The sequence below is a fragment of the Dyella tabacisoli genome (assembly GCF_003350925.1).
Classification (GTDB): Bacteria; Pseudomonadota; Gammaproteobacteria; order Xanthomonadales; family Rhodanobacteraceae; genus Dyella_C; species Dyella_C tabacisoli.
Genome location: NZ_KZ857173.1, coordinates 925,642 through 943,862, shown reverse-complemented (window position 1 = coordinate 943,862; position 18,221 = coordinate 925,642). Strand labels below are relative to the sequence as shown.

The window sequence follows — 18,221 nt, the reverse complement described above, 5'->3', positions numbered from 1 at the left end:
GCGCTGTCCGCTTGCGCTGTCCGCGGACAGCGGGCATGCGCCGGTGCAAACTCATGCATCGTTGATACAGCGCCAGTGGCGGCGATTGACGGGTCTGGCACGCAGCTTGCTGTGCACGGTAATGGCCATCGTTCGCACCCGCGTCGAAGAGGTCCCGTCCCACAGGGGTTCACGCATGTTTGCTTATTACTTCCAGCTCGGCTTGCGCAGTCTGCATCGCAATCCGGTGCTGACGGCGTTGATGGTGATGGCGATCGGTTTCGGCGTTGCGGCGTCGATGACGATCTGGTCGGTTTTTCGCGCCACCTCGGGTAATCCGATTCCGCAAAAGTCGTCGACCTTGTTTATCGCGCAGGTCGACAACTACGGGAAGGACGGCAATGACGAGGGCGAGCCGCTGCCATGGATGACCTATACCGACGCCATGGCGCTGCAGCACGCGCATCAGGCGAAGCGGCAGACCGCACTTTATTCGCTGGCGTCCTCGGTGATTCCCGCCGACCCGCAACTGCTTCCATTTCCTGCCCGAGGTTATGGGGCGTTCGGCGATTTTTTTCCGATGTTCGATGTGCCCTTCCTCTTCGGCAGCGGTTGGTCGGCGGCAGAAGATGAGGCGCGCGCCAGCGTGGTGGTGATTGGCCGCGAGCTCAACGACAAGATTTTCGGCGGCGCCAACAGCGTGGGGCGCGAGATCAATCTTGATGGAGTCAGCTACCGGATCGTTGGCGTTACCGATCGGTGGGAGGTCAAGCCGCGTTTCTTCGATCTGGATATTAAAGGTGGCTTCGGCGTTGCCGGACAGATCTATCTACCCTTCAATCGCGCCATGGATCTGAAAAAGAAACCCGTTGGCGCCACGATCTGCAATCGCAACGTAGGCACCGACTGGGACAGTTTTCTTCATTCCGAATGCGTGTGGCTCTCTTTCTGGGCGGAGCTGCCTACTGCGGCACAAGCGGCCAACTATCGCCAGTATCTGCATGGCTATGCAGCGGAGCAGCAGCGCGCCGGACGCTTTGGCTGGGCGCCGAATGTGCGGCTGCGCGATGTGATGCAGTGGCTGAGTTATCGGCACGTGGTACCTAAGGAGGCGCGGATTTCGCTGTTGATCGCGATTAGCTTTCTGCTTATCTGTCTGGTCAATACGGCCGGCCTGCTGTTGGCCAAGTTTATGCGCCGGGCGCCGGAGATCGGCGTGCGCCGAGCCCTGGGCGCATCGAAGCAGACGATCTATGCCCAGTTCTTGATCGAGGCAGGCACGGTTGGTCTTGCCGGTGCCGCACTGGGTCTGTTGCTGACGGCGCTGGGGATGCTTTACGTCGATCGAGTATTCGATTCGTCGATCGCCAAACTGGCGCATATCGATGTCTCGCTGGTCGGGCTGACGATTGCCGTTTCGATACTCAGCACCTTGCTTGCGGCGTTCTATCCCACCTGGCGCGCGGCGCAAGTGCAGCCCGCCTGGCAGCTAAAATCCAACTGAGCCCGAGAGAAATCATGCAAATCAAACCGATTCTCTCCGCGCTGCGGCACCACAAAGCCGGCACCTTCCTCATTGCATTGCAAATGGCGCTGACGTTGGCGATTGTCTGCAATGCGCTATTCATCATCCACGAGCGTATTGAGCATTTGTCGCGCCCCACCGGTATCGAAGAAAGCAATCTGCTGATGATCGACAACCATTGGGTCGGCAAGAAAGACGACGACTACTCCCCGGCCAAGACCGACCTGGTCGCGTTGCGCCAGATCCCCGGTGTGGTCGATGCTTATTCGAGCAACGCCTACCCGTTGATCGGCGGCGGTTGGGCCAGTGGTGTGCGCAAAGATCCTGCCGCGGTCGAACAGGTCGGCGTGACCGCGGTTTATTTTGTCGACGAGCATGCGCTGTCCGTGCTGGGGGTAAAGCTGGTGGCGGGGCGGAATTTCCGTCCCGACGAAATCGGTGAGATGAGACAGAACGGCAATCCCGATGCGCCGATCATCATCATTACCAAGGCCCTGGCCGACAAAGCTTTCCCCAATGGCTCCGCCTTGGGCAAGCCGCTTTATCTGGGTACGCGCGGGGGCAGGCCGAGTACGGTGATCGGGGTGATCGAGCGTTTGCAAGCGCCCTCGCCGAGTCCCGGCGAGGATGCGCGATCGCAATACAGCACCCTGGTGCCGTGGTTGATCGGCGGCGACTCCAATAACTTCATTGTGCGCACTCGGCCGGGGCAACTCGATGCGGTGGTCAAGGCCGCACCTGCAGCGCTGAATACGATCAGCCGCTTGCGGGTTATCCCCGACGGCGGCGTGCGGACCTTTGCCGACGTGCGCAAGGAGGCTTACAAAAGCGACCGCGGCATGGTCGAGCTGATGAGTGTGGTTTGCGTGGTGCTGCTGGCGATCACTGCCGCGGGTATTGTCGGGTTGACCAGTTTTTGGGTCGGGCAGCGACGCAAACAGATCGGTGTGCGCCGTGCCCTTGGCGCAACCAAGAACGACATCCTCAGCTATTTTCTTACCGAGAACTTCTTGATTAGCTTCGGTGGCGTCGTTGTCGGCACGTTGTTGGCGGTGGGCCTCAATCTTTGGATGATGGCGCAGTTCGAGATGAATCGCTTGTCGACCGGCTATGTGCTGAGCGGTGTAGTCGCCTTGTTATTGCTGGGGCAGGCCGCGGTATTGGCGCCGGCGATGCGTGCTTCGCGAGTGCCGCCGGTGGAGGCGACGCGTACGGTTTAAATGTGGGGATGTGTCGGCGTGTTGGGCGTCATGGCCGTGTAGGTTGGCGGTGAGCGCAAGCGAACCCCAACATTGCATGCACGGGTTGTTGGGGTTCGCTTGCGCTCACCGCCAACCTACGTTCGGCTGGTTTTGGCCAGTGTTTGCAGGCGTGTTGAAAGGGTCTTGAGTTCGTTGCGCAGTTCGGGCGGGGAGTGCACGATAAAATCGAACGACAAGGCCGCGAGCTGCCGTGCGAACCAGTTGAGGTCGTCGGCGCTGCTGCGCAGAAGCACGCCATCGGCGGTGTGCTCGAACAGGCCGAAGGCGAGCGAGAAGGCTTTGCGTGCGGTTTTCAAATCGGTGCGCAGCAGTACTTCGATGGCGTGGCTGCGCGGCAGGCTGGCAATGCTGAAAGCCAGTTGCTCCAGTGGATCGAAGCCGGGCGGCCGTTGGAAACGTTGTTCGAGCAGTTTTATGTCCTCGATACGATCGAGCCGGAACGAGCGCAGATCTTTGCGCAAGTGACACATGCCGACGGTGTACCAGGCGCCCGTGCGAAAGGCCAGGCCGTAAGGGTCGAACTCGCGCTCGGTGTGTTGGTGCTGACCGGACTCATAGCGCATATATACGCGCTGCTGCGCCTGCGCCGCCGTGGTCAGCGTTATCAGGGCGGCGTTGCTGCTTGGTGTATTGGTTGCGCCGGCGAAATGGATCTTCACCGTTTCTTCAATGGCATGCACCTGACGCTGCAGTTTCTCGGGCATGACCCGAATGAGTTTGGCTTGTGCGCTTTCTACCGCGGGAGCGGCCTCGGCCAAGCCAAGGCTGCGTGCGGCAAGCAAGCCGACGGATAAGGCGAGTGCCTCGTCGTCGGTGAACATCATCGGCGGCAACTTGAAGCCGGCCACCAGCATATAGGCGCCATAGCGGCCGCGCTCGGTGGTGATGGGGATGCCAAGCTCTTCGAGAATCACGATGTAGCGGCGCAATGTGCGCACGTCCACATTGACCCGGCGTGCCAGTTCCGGGCCGCTGATGCGGCCATGGCTTTGCAGCAGTTCCAGCACTGCCAGCACGCGGGTGGTTGGGAGGGCCATGAGCCGAAGTGTAATGATTAATCAGGGCGAATACTGTCCTGATTGACGCGTAACGTGTCCAGCATCGACTAAGCACAGCTAGTGAGGGGGAGTCTATGAAGAAGGCGCGTCGTGGTAGTTACGAAAAGATGTGGGGAACGTTTGCCGCGATAGCCATCGGCCTGGCCGGTGCGGCGCAGGCCATGTCAGCCGACCATCCAAATCACAGCGAGAGTTTGCCGTCGATGGATACGATCAAGCATCTGCACGATTACCAAGTCATCGAGTTGCGCCGTTACACCACTACCGACGGTGCGGCCCCTCGTTTTGCGAAATACTTCGATAGCTATTTCCCCGAAGCCTTTGAGCAACTCGGTGCGATGGTGTTCGGCCAGTTTCTGGAGCGTGCCAATCCCAATCACTTCACCTGGCTGCGCGGCTACAAAGATTTGCCGGCGCGTCCGGTGGTGAACGCGAGTTTTTATTACGGACCGCTATGGCGCGAGCATCGCGAAAAAATCAATGCCATCTTGCCCGACAGCGATAACGTCATGCTGCTGCATCCGTTGCGGCCGGAGACCGGGGTTACCGTGCTGCCGGCGGTGGATCCGGTGCTTGAGGAAAAGGGTGCCCAGGGTGTTGGGGTCATGCAGGTCATCGCGATCAAGAAAGGCCATGAAGCCGACGTAGCGCAGCAGGCCGAGGCGCTGTTCGCCAGTTACCGCATGGCCGGTGTGCACCCGGCTGGCATTTTGGTAACGCTGGACGTGCCGAATAATTTTCCGCAATTGCCGATACGCACCGATGGACCATGGCTGGTCTGGTTGGGTATCGTGCAAGACAACAAGGTGCTGCAGAACCAGCTCAAGCCCGCGATGAAAACCGCCGCACAAACCTTGCTCGATACCGGCCTGTTGCGCGAGGCGCCGGAGTTGATCGAGTTGAACCCGACGCCGCGTTCGCGCCTGCGTTGGCTATCGGATGCGCAGGCCGGGCCATGACCCATTACGCGCATCTATGGCTGTTCTTCGCCGTGGTCTTCGGGGTGATCGCGCTGCCCGGCCTGGATATGGCCTTCGTACTCGGCAGCGCGCTCAGTGGCGGGCGTCGTAAAGGCATGGCGGCAGTGGGCGGCATCGTGGCCGGCGGTGTCTGCCATGTCACGATGACCGCGCTGGGTATCGGCATGCTGCTCAAACTGATTCCCGGTGTGTTCAATGCGGTGCTGTTGGCCGGTGCGCTCTACATCGCCTGGATCGGTCTCTCACTGCTGCGCAGCACGTCCGGGTTCGATGCCTCAGTAAGCCCCGTGGTGCGGCCGCAGCGCGCCACATTCTGGCAAGGCATGTTCACCGCCTTGCTCAATCCCAAGGCTTATCTATTCATGCTGGCGATCTTTCCGCAGTTTTTGCGCCCGGCCTATGGCGCGCTGTGGGTTCAGGCGCTGGTGCTATGGGGGATTATCGCGATCACCCAGTTCGTCGTTTACGGCGGTATCGCGTTGACCGCCGATGCAGTACGCGCATGGCTTAAGCAACGACCCAGCTCCAATATGTTGGCGACACGCTGGGTCGGTATTTTGCTGATCGCCGCCGCGTTGTTTACTGGTGTCGAAGGCTGGCGCGGTATATGAGCAAGTGTTGGAAACCAGGCTTTAAGGCTTCAGCGGTAAAAGACCAATCTGGCGTAGCCCCTGTTCCAGCTCGTGGCGACTGTCTTGCCCGGACCAGCCGCTGACCGTTTTTACGACCTTGCCGTTCTGCAGGAAATAAAACGTGGGTGTCGCCCAAATATCGATCATGGGCCAGTCGTCCTGCCGATAAGCAGGGCTCATCGGAAAGGCCGGGTTTTGGTTATTCCAGCGCGCCAGTACGTCAAAGTTCGCATTGCCGTCCTGCGGCGTGATCCAGCGCGCATGGGAAATAAAAGCCTTGCTCAAGGCCGGGTCGGACTGTATGTCATGCATGGCACGGCTGGATGGGCCGCATAGAGGGTGGGAAATGACAACGATCTGCGTCGTTGGGCTGGTTAAATCGACAGTCGTGCGATTCATTTCAAGACCGTGCTGTCCCTCGCTTAACGTCAGTACAGAGGGGCCGTTCTCGGTGGACTCGGTCAAGTCTTGATAGCTGGGTAACGGTTTGAAGGTTTGAGCCGGGTGTTGTTTGCCGAGCAGTCTGGCGTCGTCGAATTTTCTCTGCGAAACAAGCGTGGCGTACAAGTCGACGTAGTTATTGTCAGAGTCCAGACCTCTTCGTACCAGCTCAGCCAAATCAAGCTGCATATCGGCTAAATACTTTTGGTCGTGTGTATAGAAGGCGGCTAAATGAGCCGATTCGTAGAGCAATTTAAGATCGTGATCGCTGATGGACGCCAGTTTCTCCGCATGCTGATCGGCGGAAATACTTTCATCGTAAATGCGTCTGATGCTGCCTGCTTTTTCTCTGTATGAAAGGCCGATGTCGTCATAGCTGGCATCATTGAGTTGGCCGAAATATTGCTCGATCGGGCTAAGGCTGTCTTTGGCGCTGGTGTTGTTTGATTCAAGCGCTAGAAAAAGGCAGGCAGCGAGAGCCATGACGAGGCGGCTTGTTTTTAAGCACTTAAGCCACTTTTTTGTCCAGCTTGTTAGCGGCTTGCCGTGCAGGCCATACCTCGGCGCGATCACGGCGGTATGAGTCATGCAGTGAGTAATAGCTTGGCCTTCATCCATGAGTTAACTCCGGTGCACTCCTTGGCGATACGCGGATGCTGCTTAAGCATCCATGGCCACCTCGGAAACTAGTTGCTGTATCGAGGGGCGTGGTTTATATCCCATGATGCGGCAGGCAAATCAATGTCCATGACAGGTAATGGCTGAGGGCACACGCGTCTTATGAACGCGGTTGTTTGCGCCTCACGCCCGCACCCAGCGTGCCGATCAACAGCAAGGTAAGTGCGATTTCCAGCAGTGCCAGCCAGCGCTCGCTCGATGAGCTCCAGCATTCGGCCACGCCATGGCAGAAGTAGAACAGGCTGAGGATGCCGACCCACAGTAGCGCGCGGCGCACATCGCGAATCGCCAGCAGCGGCAGCAACAGCGGGATCACCGTGATGGCGAGTACCGCCATGGGCGACATCAATTGGGCCGGAAACAACCAGCCATGCCAGGCCAGTTGCAAGACGAGTAGTGCCGCCCAGGCGAGCAGGCCTATGCGATAGGTGGTGGCGATGGGCGCACTCATGCCGCGCTGCCCAGCTTGCGGGCGACTTCGGCCAGCCGGCGACCCAATGCGCGGGCCAGTTCGCGTTCGTGCTCGCTGATCGGGTTGTCGCCTTTGGCGCCGGCGACGTGGCTGACGCCGTAGGGCGTGCCACCGCTTTGGGTGCTGGTGAGTGCCGGTTCGGTAAAGGGCAGGCCGAGCAGCAGCATGCCGTGATGCAGTAGCGGCAGCGCCATGGTTAGCAAGGTGGATTCCTGACCGCCGTGCATGGTGCTGGTGGAGGTGAACAGTGCGGCGGGTTTGCCGACCAGTGTGCCGTTGGCCCACTCCGCACCGGTGCTGTCGAGAAAGTATTTCAGCGGCGCGGCCATATTGCCGAAGCGGGTCGGGCTGCCCATGGCCAGGCCGGCGCAGTCGAGCAGATCCTGCTTGCTGACATAGGGTGCGCCGTCTTCGGGTTCAGGCGGCTGTGCCACTTCGGTCACCGGCGCCACCGGCGGCACCTGGCGCAAACGGGCGTTCATGCCGGGTACTTCTTCGACGCCGCGGGCGATCAATCGGGCCAGTTGGGCGGTATGGCCGCTACGGCTGTAGTACAGGACCAGGATGGTTTGGTTCATGCGGTGGTTTGGGGCATCCGGTGGCAATGCGCTAGTGTACCGGCCGGATACCACTCAGGCTGCCGTCGTGCGGGCGGAGCCGCCGAAGGATAAGCCATGGCCCTGCGTTTTAACCGCAAGCACTACGATCGCGACCGCATTTTCAGTTTCAGCCGCTTTGCCTGGCAGCGCTTTATGGACGACAAGTGCTTCGAGACGGCGGGCGCGCTGTCGTACACCACCCTGGTGTCGCTGGTGCCGTTGATTGTGGCGGTGTTTGCCATGTTTGCGGCGTTTCCGGTCTTTGCCGGCGAGCGCGGCACCCTGATCGATTTCGTCTTCACCAATTTTGTGCCGGCGGCCGGCGAGAAGGTGCAAGAGGCGCTGGAGGCTTTCGCCAACCACGCCAGCCAGCTCACCGGCATCAGTATTCTGGTGATGTTGTTCAGTGCGGTGTCGATGATGGTCAGTATCGAGGACCGCCTGAACCGGATCTGGCGGGTACACCAACCGCGTGGCTGGGGCTCGCGCCTGCTGTTGTATTGGGCGGCGTTGACCTTGGGCCCGATTCTGATGGTCGGCGGCATCGCGGTGGCTTCTTATGTCACCGCGTTGCCGTTGCTGCATGAGGCGGTGGGGCAGTTGGGCCTGGGCCGCCGCTTGCTTGGCTTGCTGCCGTTCGCGGTGACCTTCATCACCTTGTGCCTGATGTACACGGTGATTCCCAATCGCCGCGTATCGCGGCGCGATGCGGCGATTGGTGCGTTGCTCGGCGCGTTGTTGTTCGAGATCGCGCGCTGGGGTTTTGCGCTGTTCGTGCGCAACGCGCAGACCTACCAGCAGATCTACGGCGCGCTGGCGGCGATTCCGATCTTTCTGCTGTGGATTTATCTGTCGTGGATCATCGTGATTCTTGGCGCCTCGATTGCCGCCTCGATATCCGCGTTCGACTATCAGTCGCCGCATGAAATCTTGCCCGAAGGTGCCGAGTTTCTCGGCCTGCTGGTGGTGCTGGGTCACTTTGTCGAGGCGCAGCGCACGGGGTGCAGTGTCGATCCGGCGACCGTGCGCATGCGCGAGCCCTATCTGCATAGCGCTTCGATTGCCGAATATTTCGACAACCTGCGCAATGCCGATCTGATTCAGCGTGGCGAGGCCGGCGGCTGGTTGCTTAGCCGCAGCCTGGACAGCACGGATCTGCTGCGCGTGTATCGCCACACCAACTATCGTCTGCCATTGCAGCCAGAGCAGGAGGCCGCTGCGCTGGGCATCCAGCTACCCGCCGAGCTGATGGGTCTGCTCGCTGGCGTGGGGGATGCGCTTAGCGTCAACTTCGGCACACAGCTCGATCACGCCTACCCGCCGGCTTTGTTATCACCCGATTCCGAGGAAGTCTGTAGATGAAACGGTTCAAATCTTTTGCCCCCATGATGATGGCGCTGGCTGCTGCGCTTGCGATAAGCGCACCCGCCCAGGCGGCCATGCCCGAGCAGCCCACGCTCAAGATCACCACGCTAGATGGCAAGCCCTACGATCTGGCCGCGCAGCGTGGTCATTGGGTCATCGTCAATTATTGGGCGACCTGGTGCGTGCCGTGCATCAAGGAGATGCCGGATATTTCCAGGTTCGTCACCGAACACAAAGACAAAGTCAGTGCGATCGGCCTTGCCTATGAAGATAGCGATAAGGCCGACGTGCAGGCTTTTATAAAGAAACACCCGGTGAACTATCCGATTGCTCAAGTCACCTTGGACATGAAGCTTGCCGATTTCGACGAGCCGCGTGGCTTGCCTACGACCTATGTGATCGCACCCGACGGCAAGGTTGCCAAGCGGGTGGTCGGTCCTGTCACAGAAGCTTCACTTAGTGAAGTCATCGGCGTTGGTAAGGTGGCTGCCGGCAAATAATGTCGGTGTTCGCTAGAGGTAAAAGTAGTGTCACGCAGGTATACACGGCGACGGAGTTTGCCATGAGCACAGTCAAATTCATTGTCAGCGGTAGAGTGCAAGGCGTGTTTTATCGCGCCAGTACCCGCGAGCAAGCGCTGGAGCTTGGCCTCACCGGCCACGCCAAAAATCTGGCCGATGGCAGTGTCGAAGTACTCGCCTGCGGCAGTGGGCAGGCCATCGAGGCTTTGGAGCGTTGGCTATGGCATGGGCCGCCGGCAGCCAAGGTCGAGGCGGTGTCGCAGGAGTATGTGCAGATGCCGCCGCCATCGGGCTTTGTAGTCGGTTGACGCGGTTATCCTCTCCTGCGCATGGCGCGCAGGAGAGGAGTAAGCGGCGTATCAGAACTTCAAATTGGCCTGCACATAGGCAAAACGACTCGGCAGGTCATAGGTCGAGGCGTCATAGCCGTTCAATGAGCAAGACAGGCAGATGGGCGGCTTTTTATCGAACAGATTGTTGATGCCGCCGACGATAGTCAGATCCAGATCGACCGGCAGTTTCCAGCTTGCGCGCACATCGTGATAGGTCACCGCACCCAGGTGATGAGTGCCATTGGGGCGATTGGGTGCGATTTCGTTCGGCATGGAACAGATCGGGAAACCAGCCGCGCTGGCGCAATCTTCGCGTAGTGCGCTGAAGTAGCGCAGTTTGTAATTCACCGTCCACGGCCCCTTGGCCCAGCCGTACCCAGCACCGACGTCAGTCGCGGGATGCCGCTGTCGGTCAGCTCCAGGCCTACGCTGCGTGGCTCCCTGGCGCCTAGCTCGTTTTTCGCCTCGTACTTTTGCACATAGGTGTTTTGCCAGTTCACGTTGAACTGACCGATGCCGGTTTGCGGGCCGCGCCAGACCGCGCCGAAATCGAAGCCGCTAGTGTTGACGCTGCCGAGGTTTTGCAGGGTGTTGTTGAAGCTGTCGATATTGCCGGTGGCGTTGCGATGAATGCCGGTGCACGCCTGCGAAGTGATATCGCCGCTGGCGACGCAACGATCCAATTGTGCTTGCGCATTCACGGCTTGAATCGCCTGCTGGATTACCCGCGGCAACGGCTGGGTATCGACGACGTGGTTCTCGGTCGACGCAAGGTAGCTTCGGGGGTGTCCAATAAGCGAAGAGCCACGCCTGTTGCCAGGCGTGGCTCTTCGTGTCACCGATAAAACTTAGCGACTTACCAGATCTTCACCTGGGTGTCGGCCGGACGCACCATGGCATCGCCCGTTTTGCACTGGAACGCAGTGGCAAAGGCTTCCATATTCGACGGCGCACCGATGGCGCGCAGCGAAGCGGGTGCGTGCGGATCGGTATTGAGGTACACGACCGCCTGCTTTTCACGCACGCTGCCGCGCCACACGCGCGCCCAGTTCAGGAAGAACCGCTGGTCGACCGTATAGCCGTCCACTTTCTGCTCGGCGCTGCCCGGCTGTGTCTTGAGCGCAGTATGCAATGCGTCGTAAGCCACGTTGAGGCCGCCGAGGTCGGCGATGTTCTCGCCCAGCGTCAGCTTGCCGTTGACGTGCAGGTCCGGCTTGTCTTTGAGCGGGGTATAGGCGTTGAACTGATTGACCAATTTGTCGGTGCGGGCAACGAACTTGGCGCTGTCGTCCTTGGTCCACCAGTTCTTGTTGTTGCCGTCGCCATCGAACTGGCTGCCCTGGTCGTCAAAGCCATGGCTGGCTTCGTGGCCGATCACCGCGCCGATACCGCCGTAGTTGATTGCGTCGTCCGCATCGGCATCGAAGAACGGCGGCTGCAGAATCGCGGCCGGGAAGTTGATCGTGTTGTCGGTGGGGTTGTAGTACGCGTTGACCGTCTGCGGGGTCATGCCCCAATCCTTGCGGTCGGTCGGCTTGCCGATCTTGGCCAGGTCATACTGGTAGTTGAACTTGCCGGCCGCTTCCACGTTGGCGTAGTAGTTATCCGGCTTGATCTCCAGGCCGGACCAGTCGCGCCACTTCTCGGGATAACCGATCTTCGGCAGGAAGGTGTTCCACTTGGCGATGGCCTTGGTCTTGGTCTCGGCGCTCATCCAGTCGAGGTTTTCGATGCGCGTCTTGAGCGCGTTGCGCACGTTGTCCACCAGCACTTCGGCGCGCTGCTTGGCTTCGGGCTTGAACACCTTGGCGACATAGAGCTGGCCGAGTGCCTCGCCTACGCTGCCGTTGACGCTACCCAGCACGCGCTTCCAGCGTGGCTTCTGCTTGGGCTGGCCGGACAGGGTTTCACCGTAGAAGGCGAAGCGGGCGTCCTGGAAATCCTGCGACATATAGTTGGCGGCGCCGTCGATCGCATGGAAGCGCAGATACGCCTGCCACTGCGCGACCGGCGTCGATGCCAGCATCTTGTCGAACTGCGCAAAGAACTTCGGCTGCGACAGCGAGAAGCCCTTGTCGATGGTCACGCCCTGGGCGCTGAAGAACTTGGCCCAATCGAAATGCGGAGTGGCCTTGTTGGCCTCTTGCACGCTGACGAAGTGGTACTGGTTTTTCGGGTCGCGTGCATCCACCGGCGACAAGGAGGCGGCGGCGAGCTGGGTTTCGAACTTCAGTACGTCATCGGCCTGTTTCTTCGCATCGGCTTCGGCCACGCCGGTCAATTGCAGCGACTTGGCGATGTAGACGAGGTAGGCGTCGCGCAGGTTCTTGAAATCGGGCTTGGTGTAGTAATCCTTGGTCGGCAAGCCGAGACCGCCTTCGTTGGCGTAGCCGATCTGCATCTTGGCGTCTTGATAATCCGGCGACGAGCCGAAATCGAACACCTGCTTATCGCCCTGGCTGAAGCGCTGATTGATGTAGGCAACGATGTCGGCGCTGTTTTTCAGGCCGGCGATCTGCTCTAGCTGCGGCTTGAGCGGCTCGAAGCCGGCCTTGTTGATGGTGGCCTCGTCCATGCCCGAGCGGTACAGCCAGCCGATCTTCTGTTCGATCGTGCCGGCCTTGGCGCTGTCGGCGCCTTTGTTGGCCTCGTCGACGATGTCGTGCTGGGTGTTCAGGCTGTTTTCGGCCAATTGGTCGAATGCGCCCCAACGGGTGCGGTCATCGGGGATGGGGTTGGCGGCGACCCACTTGGCGCTGACAAAACCGTTGAAGTCCTGGCATGCGTTGATGTTCGGGTCCAGCTCACTTACATCGAACACGCTTTTCTTGGCGACCGGTGCAGCAGGCGTGGCGGCCACGGTAGCGGGCTTGGCCGGTGCGGCCTGCTCGTTATTGGCTTCGTGCTTGCCGCAGGCGGCGAGCGACAGGGCCAGGCTTACCCCAAGGGCAAGAGGCTTCAAATACGGCTTGGTCATGGAGATCCTCGTGGTGTACTGCCCTGTCGGGCGTGGTTTTAGGCCAATTACCCAACTTGCGCCGGGGTGGCGGACATGACTTTTAACCCTAGGCCAAGAGTCATAGGCCAGACAGTGTCAAAGGTCAGGGGGCAAGAGGCAAGCCGGGGCATGCCTCCGGCGAGGATGTGACAGTTTATGACCGCACCTCGGCGCCATGACACTTAGGTAAAAAATCCCGTGTCCGCTTTTAGGCCCTCCCCTGCCAGCAGGGGAGGGCAGCGTGGTTTAGTGCGATTGTTTGCCCAGCGCAGCGGTCTGCGCGGCATCCAGGCGCAGCACCGGGTAGGCGCCAACACCTTGCACGCTGTACCAGGGCGAACGCTGGAAGAAAAAGCTTAGCCGTGCGGCGCTGTCTTTGGCGAAGCTAGGGTCGTCTTGCAGTTTCTTGGTGAACTCCGCTTGCAGCGCCGGATCTTTGGCCAGCATGTCGCGCGCGAGTTTTTCCACCACGCGCGGTTCGCCGTATTCCTTCGGCTCGAAGATCGCATTGAGGAAACCCCAGTGCAGCAGCGAGTCGGGTGCTTGGGGTTCGAGCAGGTTGATTGCGACGTTGGCGCTGCGCTGGTTGAGCGGCACGATCACCGAGCCGACCGGCAATTCCACCTCGCGCGATACCGTGCTTTGCGCAAAGTCGCGCAGCATCAAGTGCCCCTCAAACGGCTGGCTCGCCCATTGCGGATGATCGAGCTGGTAGCTCTCGGCCTTGATCTTCTGCGGATGTGCAAGACGTGTATAGGCGACACCGTGAGCGTCGAGCTTATCGATGATGGACGTCCATTGCGCCGGGATCGCATAGGCCGCCGGTGGCGTGATCGAAAGGTCGGGCAGCAAGGCGTTCCAGTTTTCGATGGCATAGCTCTTGGGCTTGCTGGGGTCGTACTGGATCCAGCTACTGTTGGAGATATCGCTATGGGTCTGGCTGAACTCGAAGCTCTTGAACTCGAACGGCGTCGGTGTGGGATCGAGCTTGTAGCTCAGCGCGACCTGCGCCTTGGCATCGCGGGCGATGGCATGCGCATCGGCCTGGCTGGTTGCGGCAAGCAGCGCCTTTGGATCACCGCCGATTTTTTCCAGCAGGATCTCGACCAGATCATAGGTAGCGCGCACGCGGTTGTCGTAGGGCTTGAGCATATGCGTTTCGATCAGCAATGCCGGGCGGTTTTGCAAAGCCACGTAGCCGGTGGAAAAGCGCGGGCCAGAGCCGAAATTGGCGATGCCTTTGTGCGGGTCGCGGCCGTCTTTGAAGTCCAGATAGATCGAGGCGAGATGACCGCGCTTTTCGTAAGCGGGCATGGCCTGGTCCACGAGGGTGTGGTGCTGCCACGCCGCTACAGCCGGGTCGAGCTTGTGCGGATCTTCGCTGTACCAGGTGAGATCGTATTGGTAATCGGCGCCGTTGGTGGTGTGCACATCGACGAAGAAATCCGGCAGCCAGCGCTGCCATAGCTTTAGCCAGTCGCGTATTTCCGGCGCATCGGCTTTGACATAGTCGCGGTTGAGGTTGAGGTATTGCGCCTGGCCGCGAAAGCCCATGCTGTCCGGGCCATCTTGATTGATGCGGTGATACGGGCTGGAGTTCTCGTGGCCATCCACACTGAACACCGGGATATACACCAGCACCACATGATCGAGCAGTTGCGGCAGTTTGCCGGTAACGGCGAAATCGCGCAGCAGCATCAGCCCGGCGTCTTTGCCCTCGATCTCGCCCGGATGTATGCCGGCCTGCAGCAGCACGACGGGCTTGCCCGCCTTGCGTGCGGCTTCAGGCGTAAAGGTGCCGTCGCCGCTGGCGATCATCACCGTCATCGGCCGTCCTTGCGGGCTGGTGCCGAAGCTCTCCAGCTTGAGCTTGCCCGGCGCGGCGGCAACAAGGCGTTGTAGATAATCCAGGGTGGTGGCGTAGTCCGGCGTGGTGCGAAAGTGCGCGGCTTCGGCAGGGGTGGTCCAGTCGGTGGCATGCATGGTCATCGAGACAGATCCCAACAAGGTAAGTAAGGCGAGTCGGCGTAGCTTCACGCGTGATTCTCTGGTTGTTCGTCAGTGGGGGATGGTGCGCGGTGTGGCAGGGTAGGTGTACTGGGCAGCGTATCGGGGGCCACCGCACCGCCGGAAATAATGAAGGCCATGGCCTGATCCATGGTCCAGTCGGTAGGCGTCAATTCGTTGACCGGCACGATTTCCAGATAGCCGCCCGTCGGGTTGGGTGTGGTCGGTATATACACCGCGGCCATCTCCTGGCCGGTGCCTTCCTCAACCATCACGCGAGTGACAAAGCCGACCACCTTCATGCCGCGGCGTGGAAAATCCACCAGCACCACGCGCTGCATGCCCGAGGGTTTTTGCTGCAGCACCGCCATCAGTTTTTTGGTGCCGCCGTAGATGGTCTGCACGACCGGAATGCGCGCCAGCAACCCGTCGAACGCATCGAGCAGGCGCCGGCCGATGACTCGGTTGGTCAGCCAGCCGATCAAATACAGCGCGGCCAACGTAATCAGCAGGGCTACGATGGAGGTGAGCCAACCGTTACTGAGCGTGGCGGCGGCGTTGGGCGCAACGAATGACAGCGTACCGACCAGTGCGGCCACCAGGGGGGCGCCAATGCCGGCGAGCATGCCCAGCACAAATTTAAATACCAGCCACGTCACCCACAGTGGAATAAACGTAAGCAAACCGGTGATGAGATAGCGTTTGATGCGTAGCGGTGGCATGGCTTAGCCGGGTCGAAGCGGGGATCAAGCGATTGTAGGGGATCGACCCGGCAGTCCACGCATAAGGCAATACGCAGGCCCTACGCGATCATCACATCCCGGCGTCGGTATCGATCAGCGCCTCGGCCTGGATGCGCAGCACCACCGCCATGTTGAAACCGTAGGATTTACCCGTGTCCATGCCGAAGTCATCACGATTAAAGGTGGCCGTTGCATCGGCGCCGCACAATTCCCGCTTGAACATCGGATGCTGGATGCACTTGAACGAGTTGACCGTAAGGTCGAGCGGGCGCGTCACCCCATGCAGAGTCAAGGTGCCGATGACCTTGGTCGGCGATCCGTTGACGAAACTGGCTAATTTGCCCTTGTAGGTAGCCTGCGGGTATTTGGCGACGTCGAGCAGCTCTTTGCCGCGCGCCGCTTCATTCATCTTATCCAGGCCGAAGTCGGCGCTCGATGTATCGACCGTGATGTCCACGCTGCCGGTGCCGGCGGCTTTGTCCAGCGTTACCTTGCCGCTGGTCTTGTCGAATTTTCCGCGCCAGGTCGACAAGCCGCCGAAATGATCGGCCTCGAAGCTGGGGTAGGTGTGATTAGGGTCGATGGTGTAGGTAACCGGGCTTGCCTGCACCACCCCGCCGGTAATCAACAGCATGAAGAAAATCGGACCAAGCGCATGCAGCGCATTGTTGTTTCTTGTCGACATGTTCGAATCCTTAGAGAGGTAGGGTGAGGCGGACATTCACGGGTTTACCTGTTAATGACGAACAAGCGCGGCCGAAATCGACATGGCGGATCATGGAATCGGCATCACTAAGCAATTTATGTTAAATCAGCACGATGCATGTACCTGACTCTATTAGGTTACGGCGGCAGGGTTAGAAGGGTTAGAAGGGTTAGATAAGGGGGGTGTCGATTGTTCTTCTTTCTGTTTGTAGCCGTCGCATGGGCAACCCTGTTTATTCCGGGGCCCAAATGGCTTTCATTCATCGTCGGCTGCGTGGTGATTTGGATAGCGCTGATATTCGTCATATTCGGCTGGGCTGGCGTTGTCTGGGACAGCCATATGCAGCCGGGTGCAACCCACGCTAAGTGGGGGCTCATTGCAGGTATTTTGATGTTGCTGTCACGTGCCACCTACGTCATCAAAGCCGTGATCGCCATTCTTATCTCGCCGCCCGGTCCACCGTGATGCATCGGTGGTGCCGACCGTGGCATGTTGGGGTTCGCTTGTGCTCACCCCAACCTACGCGTGATCGAGTATTTCGTTCATATCGCCGTGCGGGCTCTCGGGTGTGTGGGTAAGCGTCAAGTTCGCGGCAAGACTGCACCCCCTCCCTGCTTGTAGGGGAGGGTTGGGGTGGGGTTCGCACTTGGTGCACGGTGTGATTTTTTTCATCGCTCAGCGAATCATGGGGTGAATAGCGGGGATACGAGCCACCATGGCGATGACCGAATTACAAAAATGCTTTGATGCACTGCTGCGCGAGCACCAGAAGATCGTATTCAAAGTGGCCGGCATCTATGCACGCCAGGCGGAGGACCGGCATGACCTGGCGCAAGAGATCTGCGCCCAGCTATGGCGTTCGTTCGGCAGTTATGACGCCCAGCGCGGCCGTTTTACCACCTGGATGTATCGCATCGCACTCAACGTCGGCATATCGCATGCGCGGCGCGAGCGCGGGCAGGGTGAGCGTTTTGAGCCCCTGGACGAATACCTGCTCGATACTTTGGGCGGCGGTACACCCATCACCGAACCCGATGAGCGGCTGCAATCACTGCATGCCTTTATCGCGCAGCTCGACGCACTGCATCGCGCGTTGATCCTGCTTTATCTGGAAGACCGCAGCTATACCGAGATCGCCGACATCATCGGCATCAGCGAAACCAACGTGGCAACCAAAATCCATCGCATCAAACAACGATTGCGCGGCCAGATGCGCGCGGATGAAACCCTTACGGCGGGAGCGTGATGATGGAACTCGATGATTTCAAACAAGCCTGGCAGGCACTGGATCGCCGGCTTGAGCAGCAAAATACGTTGAACCTGCAGTTGTATCGGGACGCGCGGCTGGACAAAGCGCGTCGCAGTCTGCGGCCGCTGGTGTGGGGACAGCGTTTGCAAATCATGGCCGGTGTCTGTGTGATGTTGCTGTTCGCGCCGTTCTGGGTAGAGCACCTGGATAAGCCGCATCTGATGTTGTCAGGACTGGCACTGCATATTTATGGATTGATGTTTGTGCTTTCCGCAGCGCGCAATTTGTATCTGGTCAATCGCATTGACTATGCAAACCAGGTGCTGGATATCCAGCGGCAATTGGCCACGCTGCAGGCATGGCGGGAGCGGGTGGAATGGCCGGTGTTTGCAGTTATCGGCTGTTTTATCTGGGTGCCGCTGATATTGGTGATATTTGCCTGGATGGGGGCTGATGTATGGGTTAACGCGCCGATCGTGGTGTGGAGTTGGATGGCTAGCGCTTTTGTGTGTTTGTTGATTCTCTGGGGCGTTGTGTATTGGATGCGTCGTAGTGGGCGCGGGCGTGTGCTTCAGCGTAGTCAGGCGGGTAAGTCGGTTTATCGCGCGGAGGGTGTGCTTGAGGAGTTGGCGCGGTTTGAGGGGGGGTGAGGTTTGGGTTGGTGTTTTGGCTGG

The 18,221-nt window shown here is 59.6% G+C and carries 20 protein-coding genes; 10 read left to right on the top strand and 10 right to left on the bottom strand.

Annotated elements, in window-relative coordinates:
• Window positions 1-175: 175 nt before the first annotated feature.
• Window positions 176-1,483: an ABC transporter permease gene (locus DVJ77_RS04035; protein ID WP_114844140.1), complete on the top strand. Its 1,308-nt coding sequence runs from the start codon at window positions 176-178 to the stop codon at window positions 1,481-1,483.
• A gap of 14 nt (window positions 1,484-1,497) precedes the next feature.
• On the top strand, window positions 1,498-2,724 hold the full coding sequence (locus DVJ77_RS04030) for an ABC transporter permease (RefSeq protein WP_114844139.1): 1,227 nt from the start codon (window positions 1,498-1,500) through the stop codon (window positions 2,722-2,724).
• A gap of 116 nt (window positions 2,725-2,840) precedes the next feature.
• Here DVJ77_RS04030 and DVJ77_RS04025 read toward each other — a convergent pair whose 3' ends face one another.
• Complete coding sequence (locus DVJ77_RS04025) at window positions 2,841-3,803, bottom strand: helix-turn-helix transcriptional regulator (protein WP_114844138.1); 963 nt, start codon at window positions 3,801-3,803, stop codon at window positions 2,841-2,843.
• A gap of 95 nt (window positions 3,804-3,898) precedes the next feature.
• On the opposite strand from DVJ77_RS04025, the gene DVJ77_RS04020 reads away from it, so the two are divergent.
• Both DVJ77_RS04020 and DVJ77_RS04015 read left to right on the top strand, forming a co-directional pair.
• Window positions 3,899-4,783: an NIPSNAP family protein gene (locus DVJ77_RS04020; protein ID WP_114844137.1), complete on the top strand. Its 885-nt coding sequence runs from the start codon at window positions 3,899-3,901 to the stop codon at window positions 4,781-4,783.
• A complete protein-coding gene (locus DVJ77_RS04015) occupies window positions 4,780-5,415 on the top strand; it encodes a LysE family translocator (RefSeq protein ID WP_114844136.1) in 636 nt (211 codons plus the stop codon). The genes DVJ77_RS04020 and DVJ77_RS04015 overlap by 4 nt, the downstream gene beginning before the upstream one ends.
• Window positions 5,416-5,436: 21 nt before the next feature.
• Here DVJ77_RS04015 and DVJ77_RS04010 read toward each other — a convergent pair whose 3' ends face one another.
• From DVJ77_RS04010 to wrbA, 3 genes are all read right to left on the bottom strand, one after another.
• Entirely contained in the window at window positions 5,437-6,495 is a 1,059-nt protein-coding gene (locus DVJ77_RS04010) for a hypothetical protein (protein ID WP_114844135.1), read from the bottom strand.
• A 160-nt stretch (window positions 6,496-6,655) separates the two neighbouring features.
• Window positions 6,656-7,006 carry a DUF2069 domain-containing protein gene (locus DVJ77_RS04005; protein ID WP_114844134.1) on the bottom strand — a complete coding sequence of 117 codons (351 nt, stop codon included), beginning with the start codon at window positions 7,004-7,006 and terminating at the stop codon, window positions 6,656-6,658.
• A complete protein-coding gene (wrbA, locus tag DVJ77_RS04000; protein WP_114844133.1) occupies window positions 7,003-7,605 on the bottom strand; it encodes an NAD(P)H:quinone oxidoreductase in 603 nt (200 codons plus the stop codon). The genes DVJ77_RS04005 and wrbA overlap by 4 nt, the downstream gene beginning before the upstream one ends.
• A 96-nt stretch (window positions 7,606-7,701) precedes the next feature.
• Between wrbA and DVJ77_RS03995 the strand changes: the two genes are divergently transcribed.
• From DVJ77_RS03995 to DVJ77_RS03985, 3 genes are all read left to right on the top strand, one after another.
• Window positions 7,702-8,988 (top strand): YihY family inner membrane protein, encoded by a 1,287-nt coding sequence (locus tag DVJ77_RS03995; RefSeq protein ID WP_114844132.1) that lies wholly within the window; start codon window positions 7,702-7,704, stop codon window positions 8,986-8,988.
• Window positions 8,985-9,491, top strand: a complete 507-nt coding sequence (locus DVJ77_RS03990; RefSeq protein WP_114844131.1) for a TlpA family protein disulfide reductase — start codon at window positions 8,985-8,987, stop codon at window positions 9,489-9,491. The genes DVJ77_RS03995 and DVJ77_RS03990 overlap by 4 nt, the downstream gene beginning before the upstream one ends.
• A 62-nt stretch (window positions 9,492-9,553) precedes the next feature.
• Window positions 9,554-9,820, top strand: coding sequence for an acylphosphatase (locus DVJ77_RS03985; RefSeq protein ID WP_114844130.1), 267 nt, complete (start codon window positions 9,554-9,556; stop codon window positions 9,818-9,820).
• Window positions 9,821-9,871: 51 nt separating this feature from the next.
• Here DVJ77_RS03985 and DVJ77_RS21380 read toward each other — a convergent pair whose 3' ends face one another.
• From DVJ77_RS21380 to DVJ77_RS03960, 6 genes are all read right to left on the bottom strand, one after another.
• Entirely contained in the window at window positions 9,872-10,192 is a 321-nt protein-coding gene (locus DVJ77_RS21380; protein ID WP_263853804.1) for a TonB-dependent receptor, read from the bottom strand.
• Window positions 10,189-10,545, bottom strand: a complete 357-nt coding sequence (locus tag DVJ77_RS21375) for a hypothetical protein (RefSeq protein ID WP_225427779.1) — start codon at window positions 10,543-10,545, stop codon at window positions 10,189-10,191. Before DVJ77_RS21375 ends, DVJ77_RS21380 begins: the two co-directional genes overlap by 4 nt.
• Before the next feature lie 155 nt (window positions 10,546-10,700).
• On the bottom strand, window positions 10,701-12,821 hold the full coding sequence (locus tag DVJ77_RS03975; protein WP_114844128.1) for a M13 family metallopeptidase: 2,121 nt from the start codon (window positions 12,819-12,821) through the stop codon (window positions 10,701-10,703).
• A gap of 267 nt (window positions 12,822-13,088) precedes the next feature.
• Window positions 13,089-14,831, bottom strand: a complete 1,743-nt coding sequence (locus tag DVJ77_RS03970) for a M14 family metallopeptidase (protein WP_114844127.1) — start codon at window positions 14,829-14,831, stop codon at window positions 13,089-13,091.
• 44 nt (window positions 14,832-14,875) lie between these two features.
• A complete protein-coding gene (locus DVJ77_RS03965) occupies window positions 14,876-15,571 on the bottom strand; it encodes a DUF502 domain-containing protein (protein WP_114844126.1) in 696 nt (231 codons plus the stop codon).
• Window positions 15,572-15,662: 91 nt separating this feature from the next.
• Window positions 15,663-16,277 carry a YceI family protein gene (locus tag DVJ77_RS03960; RefSeq protein WP_114844125.1) on the bottom strand — a complete coding sequence of 205 codons (615 nt, stop codon included), beginning with the start codon at window positions 16,275-16,277 and terminating at the stop codon, window positions 15,663-15,665.
• A 210-nt stretch (window positions 16,278-16,487) separates the two neighbouring features.
• Between DVJ77_RS03960 and DVJ77_RS03955 the strand changes: the two genes are divergently transcribed.
• The 3 genes from DVJ77_RS03955 to DVJ77_RS03945 all read left to right on the top strand — a co-directional run bounded on the left by DVJ77_RS03955 (window position 16,488) and on the right by DVJ77_RS03945 (window position 18,197).
• Window positions 16,488-16,763: a hypothetical protein gene (locus DVJ77_RS03955; protein WP_114844124.1), complete on the top strand. Its 276-nt coding sequence runs from the start codon at window positions 16,488-16,490 to the stop codon at window positions 16,761-16,763.
• Window positions 16,764-17,013: 250 nt separating this feature from the next.
• A complete protein-coding gene (locus DVJ77_RS03950; protein WP_114844123.1) occupies window positions 17,014-17,544 on the top strand; it encodes an RNA polymerase sigma factor in 531 nt (176 codons plus the stop codon).
• Complete coding sequence (locus tag DVJ77_RS03945) at window positions 17,544-18,197, top strand: hypothetical protein (RefSeq protein ID WP_162791355.1); 654 nt, start codon at window positions 17,544-17,546, stop codon at window positions 18,195-18,197. Before DVJ77_RS03950 ends, DVJ77_RS03945 begins: the two co-directional genes overlap by 1 nt.
• The last annotated feature ends 24 nt before the right edge of the window (window positions 18,198-18,221 follow it).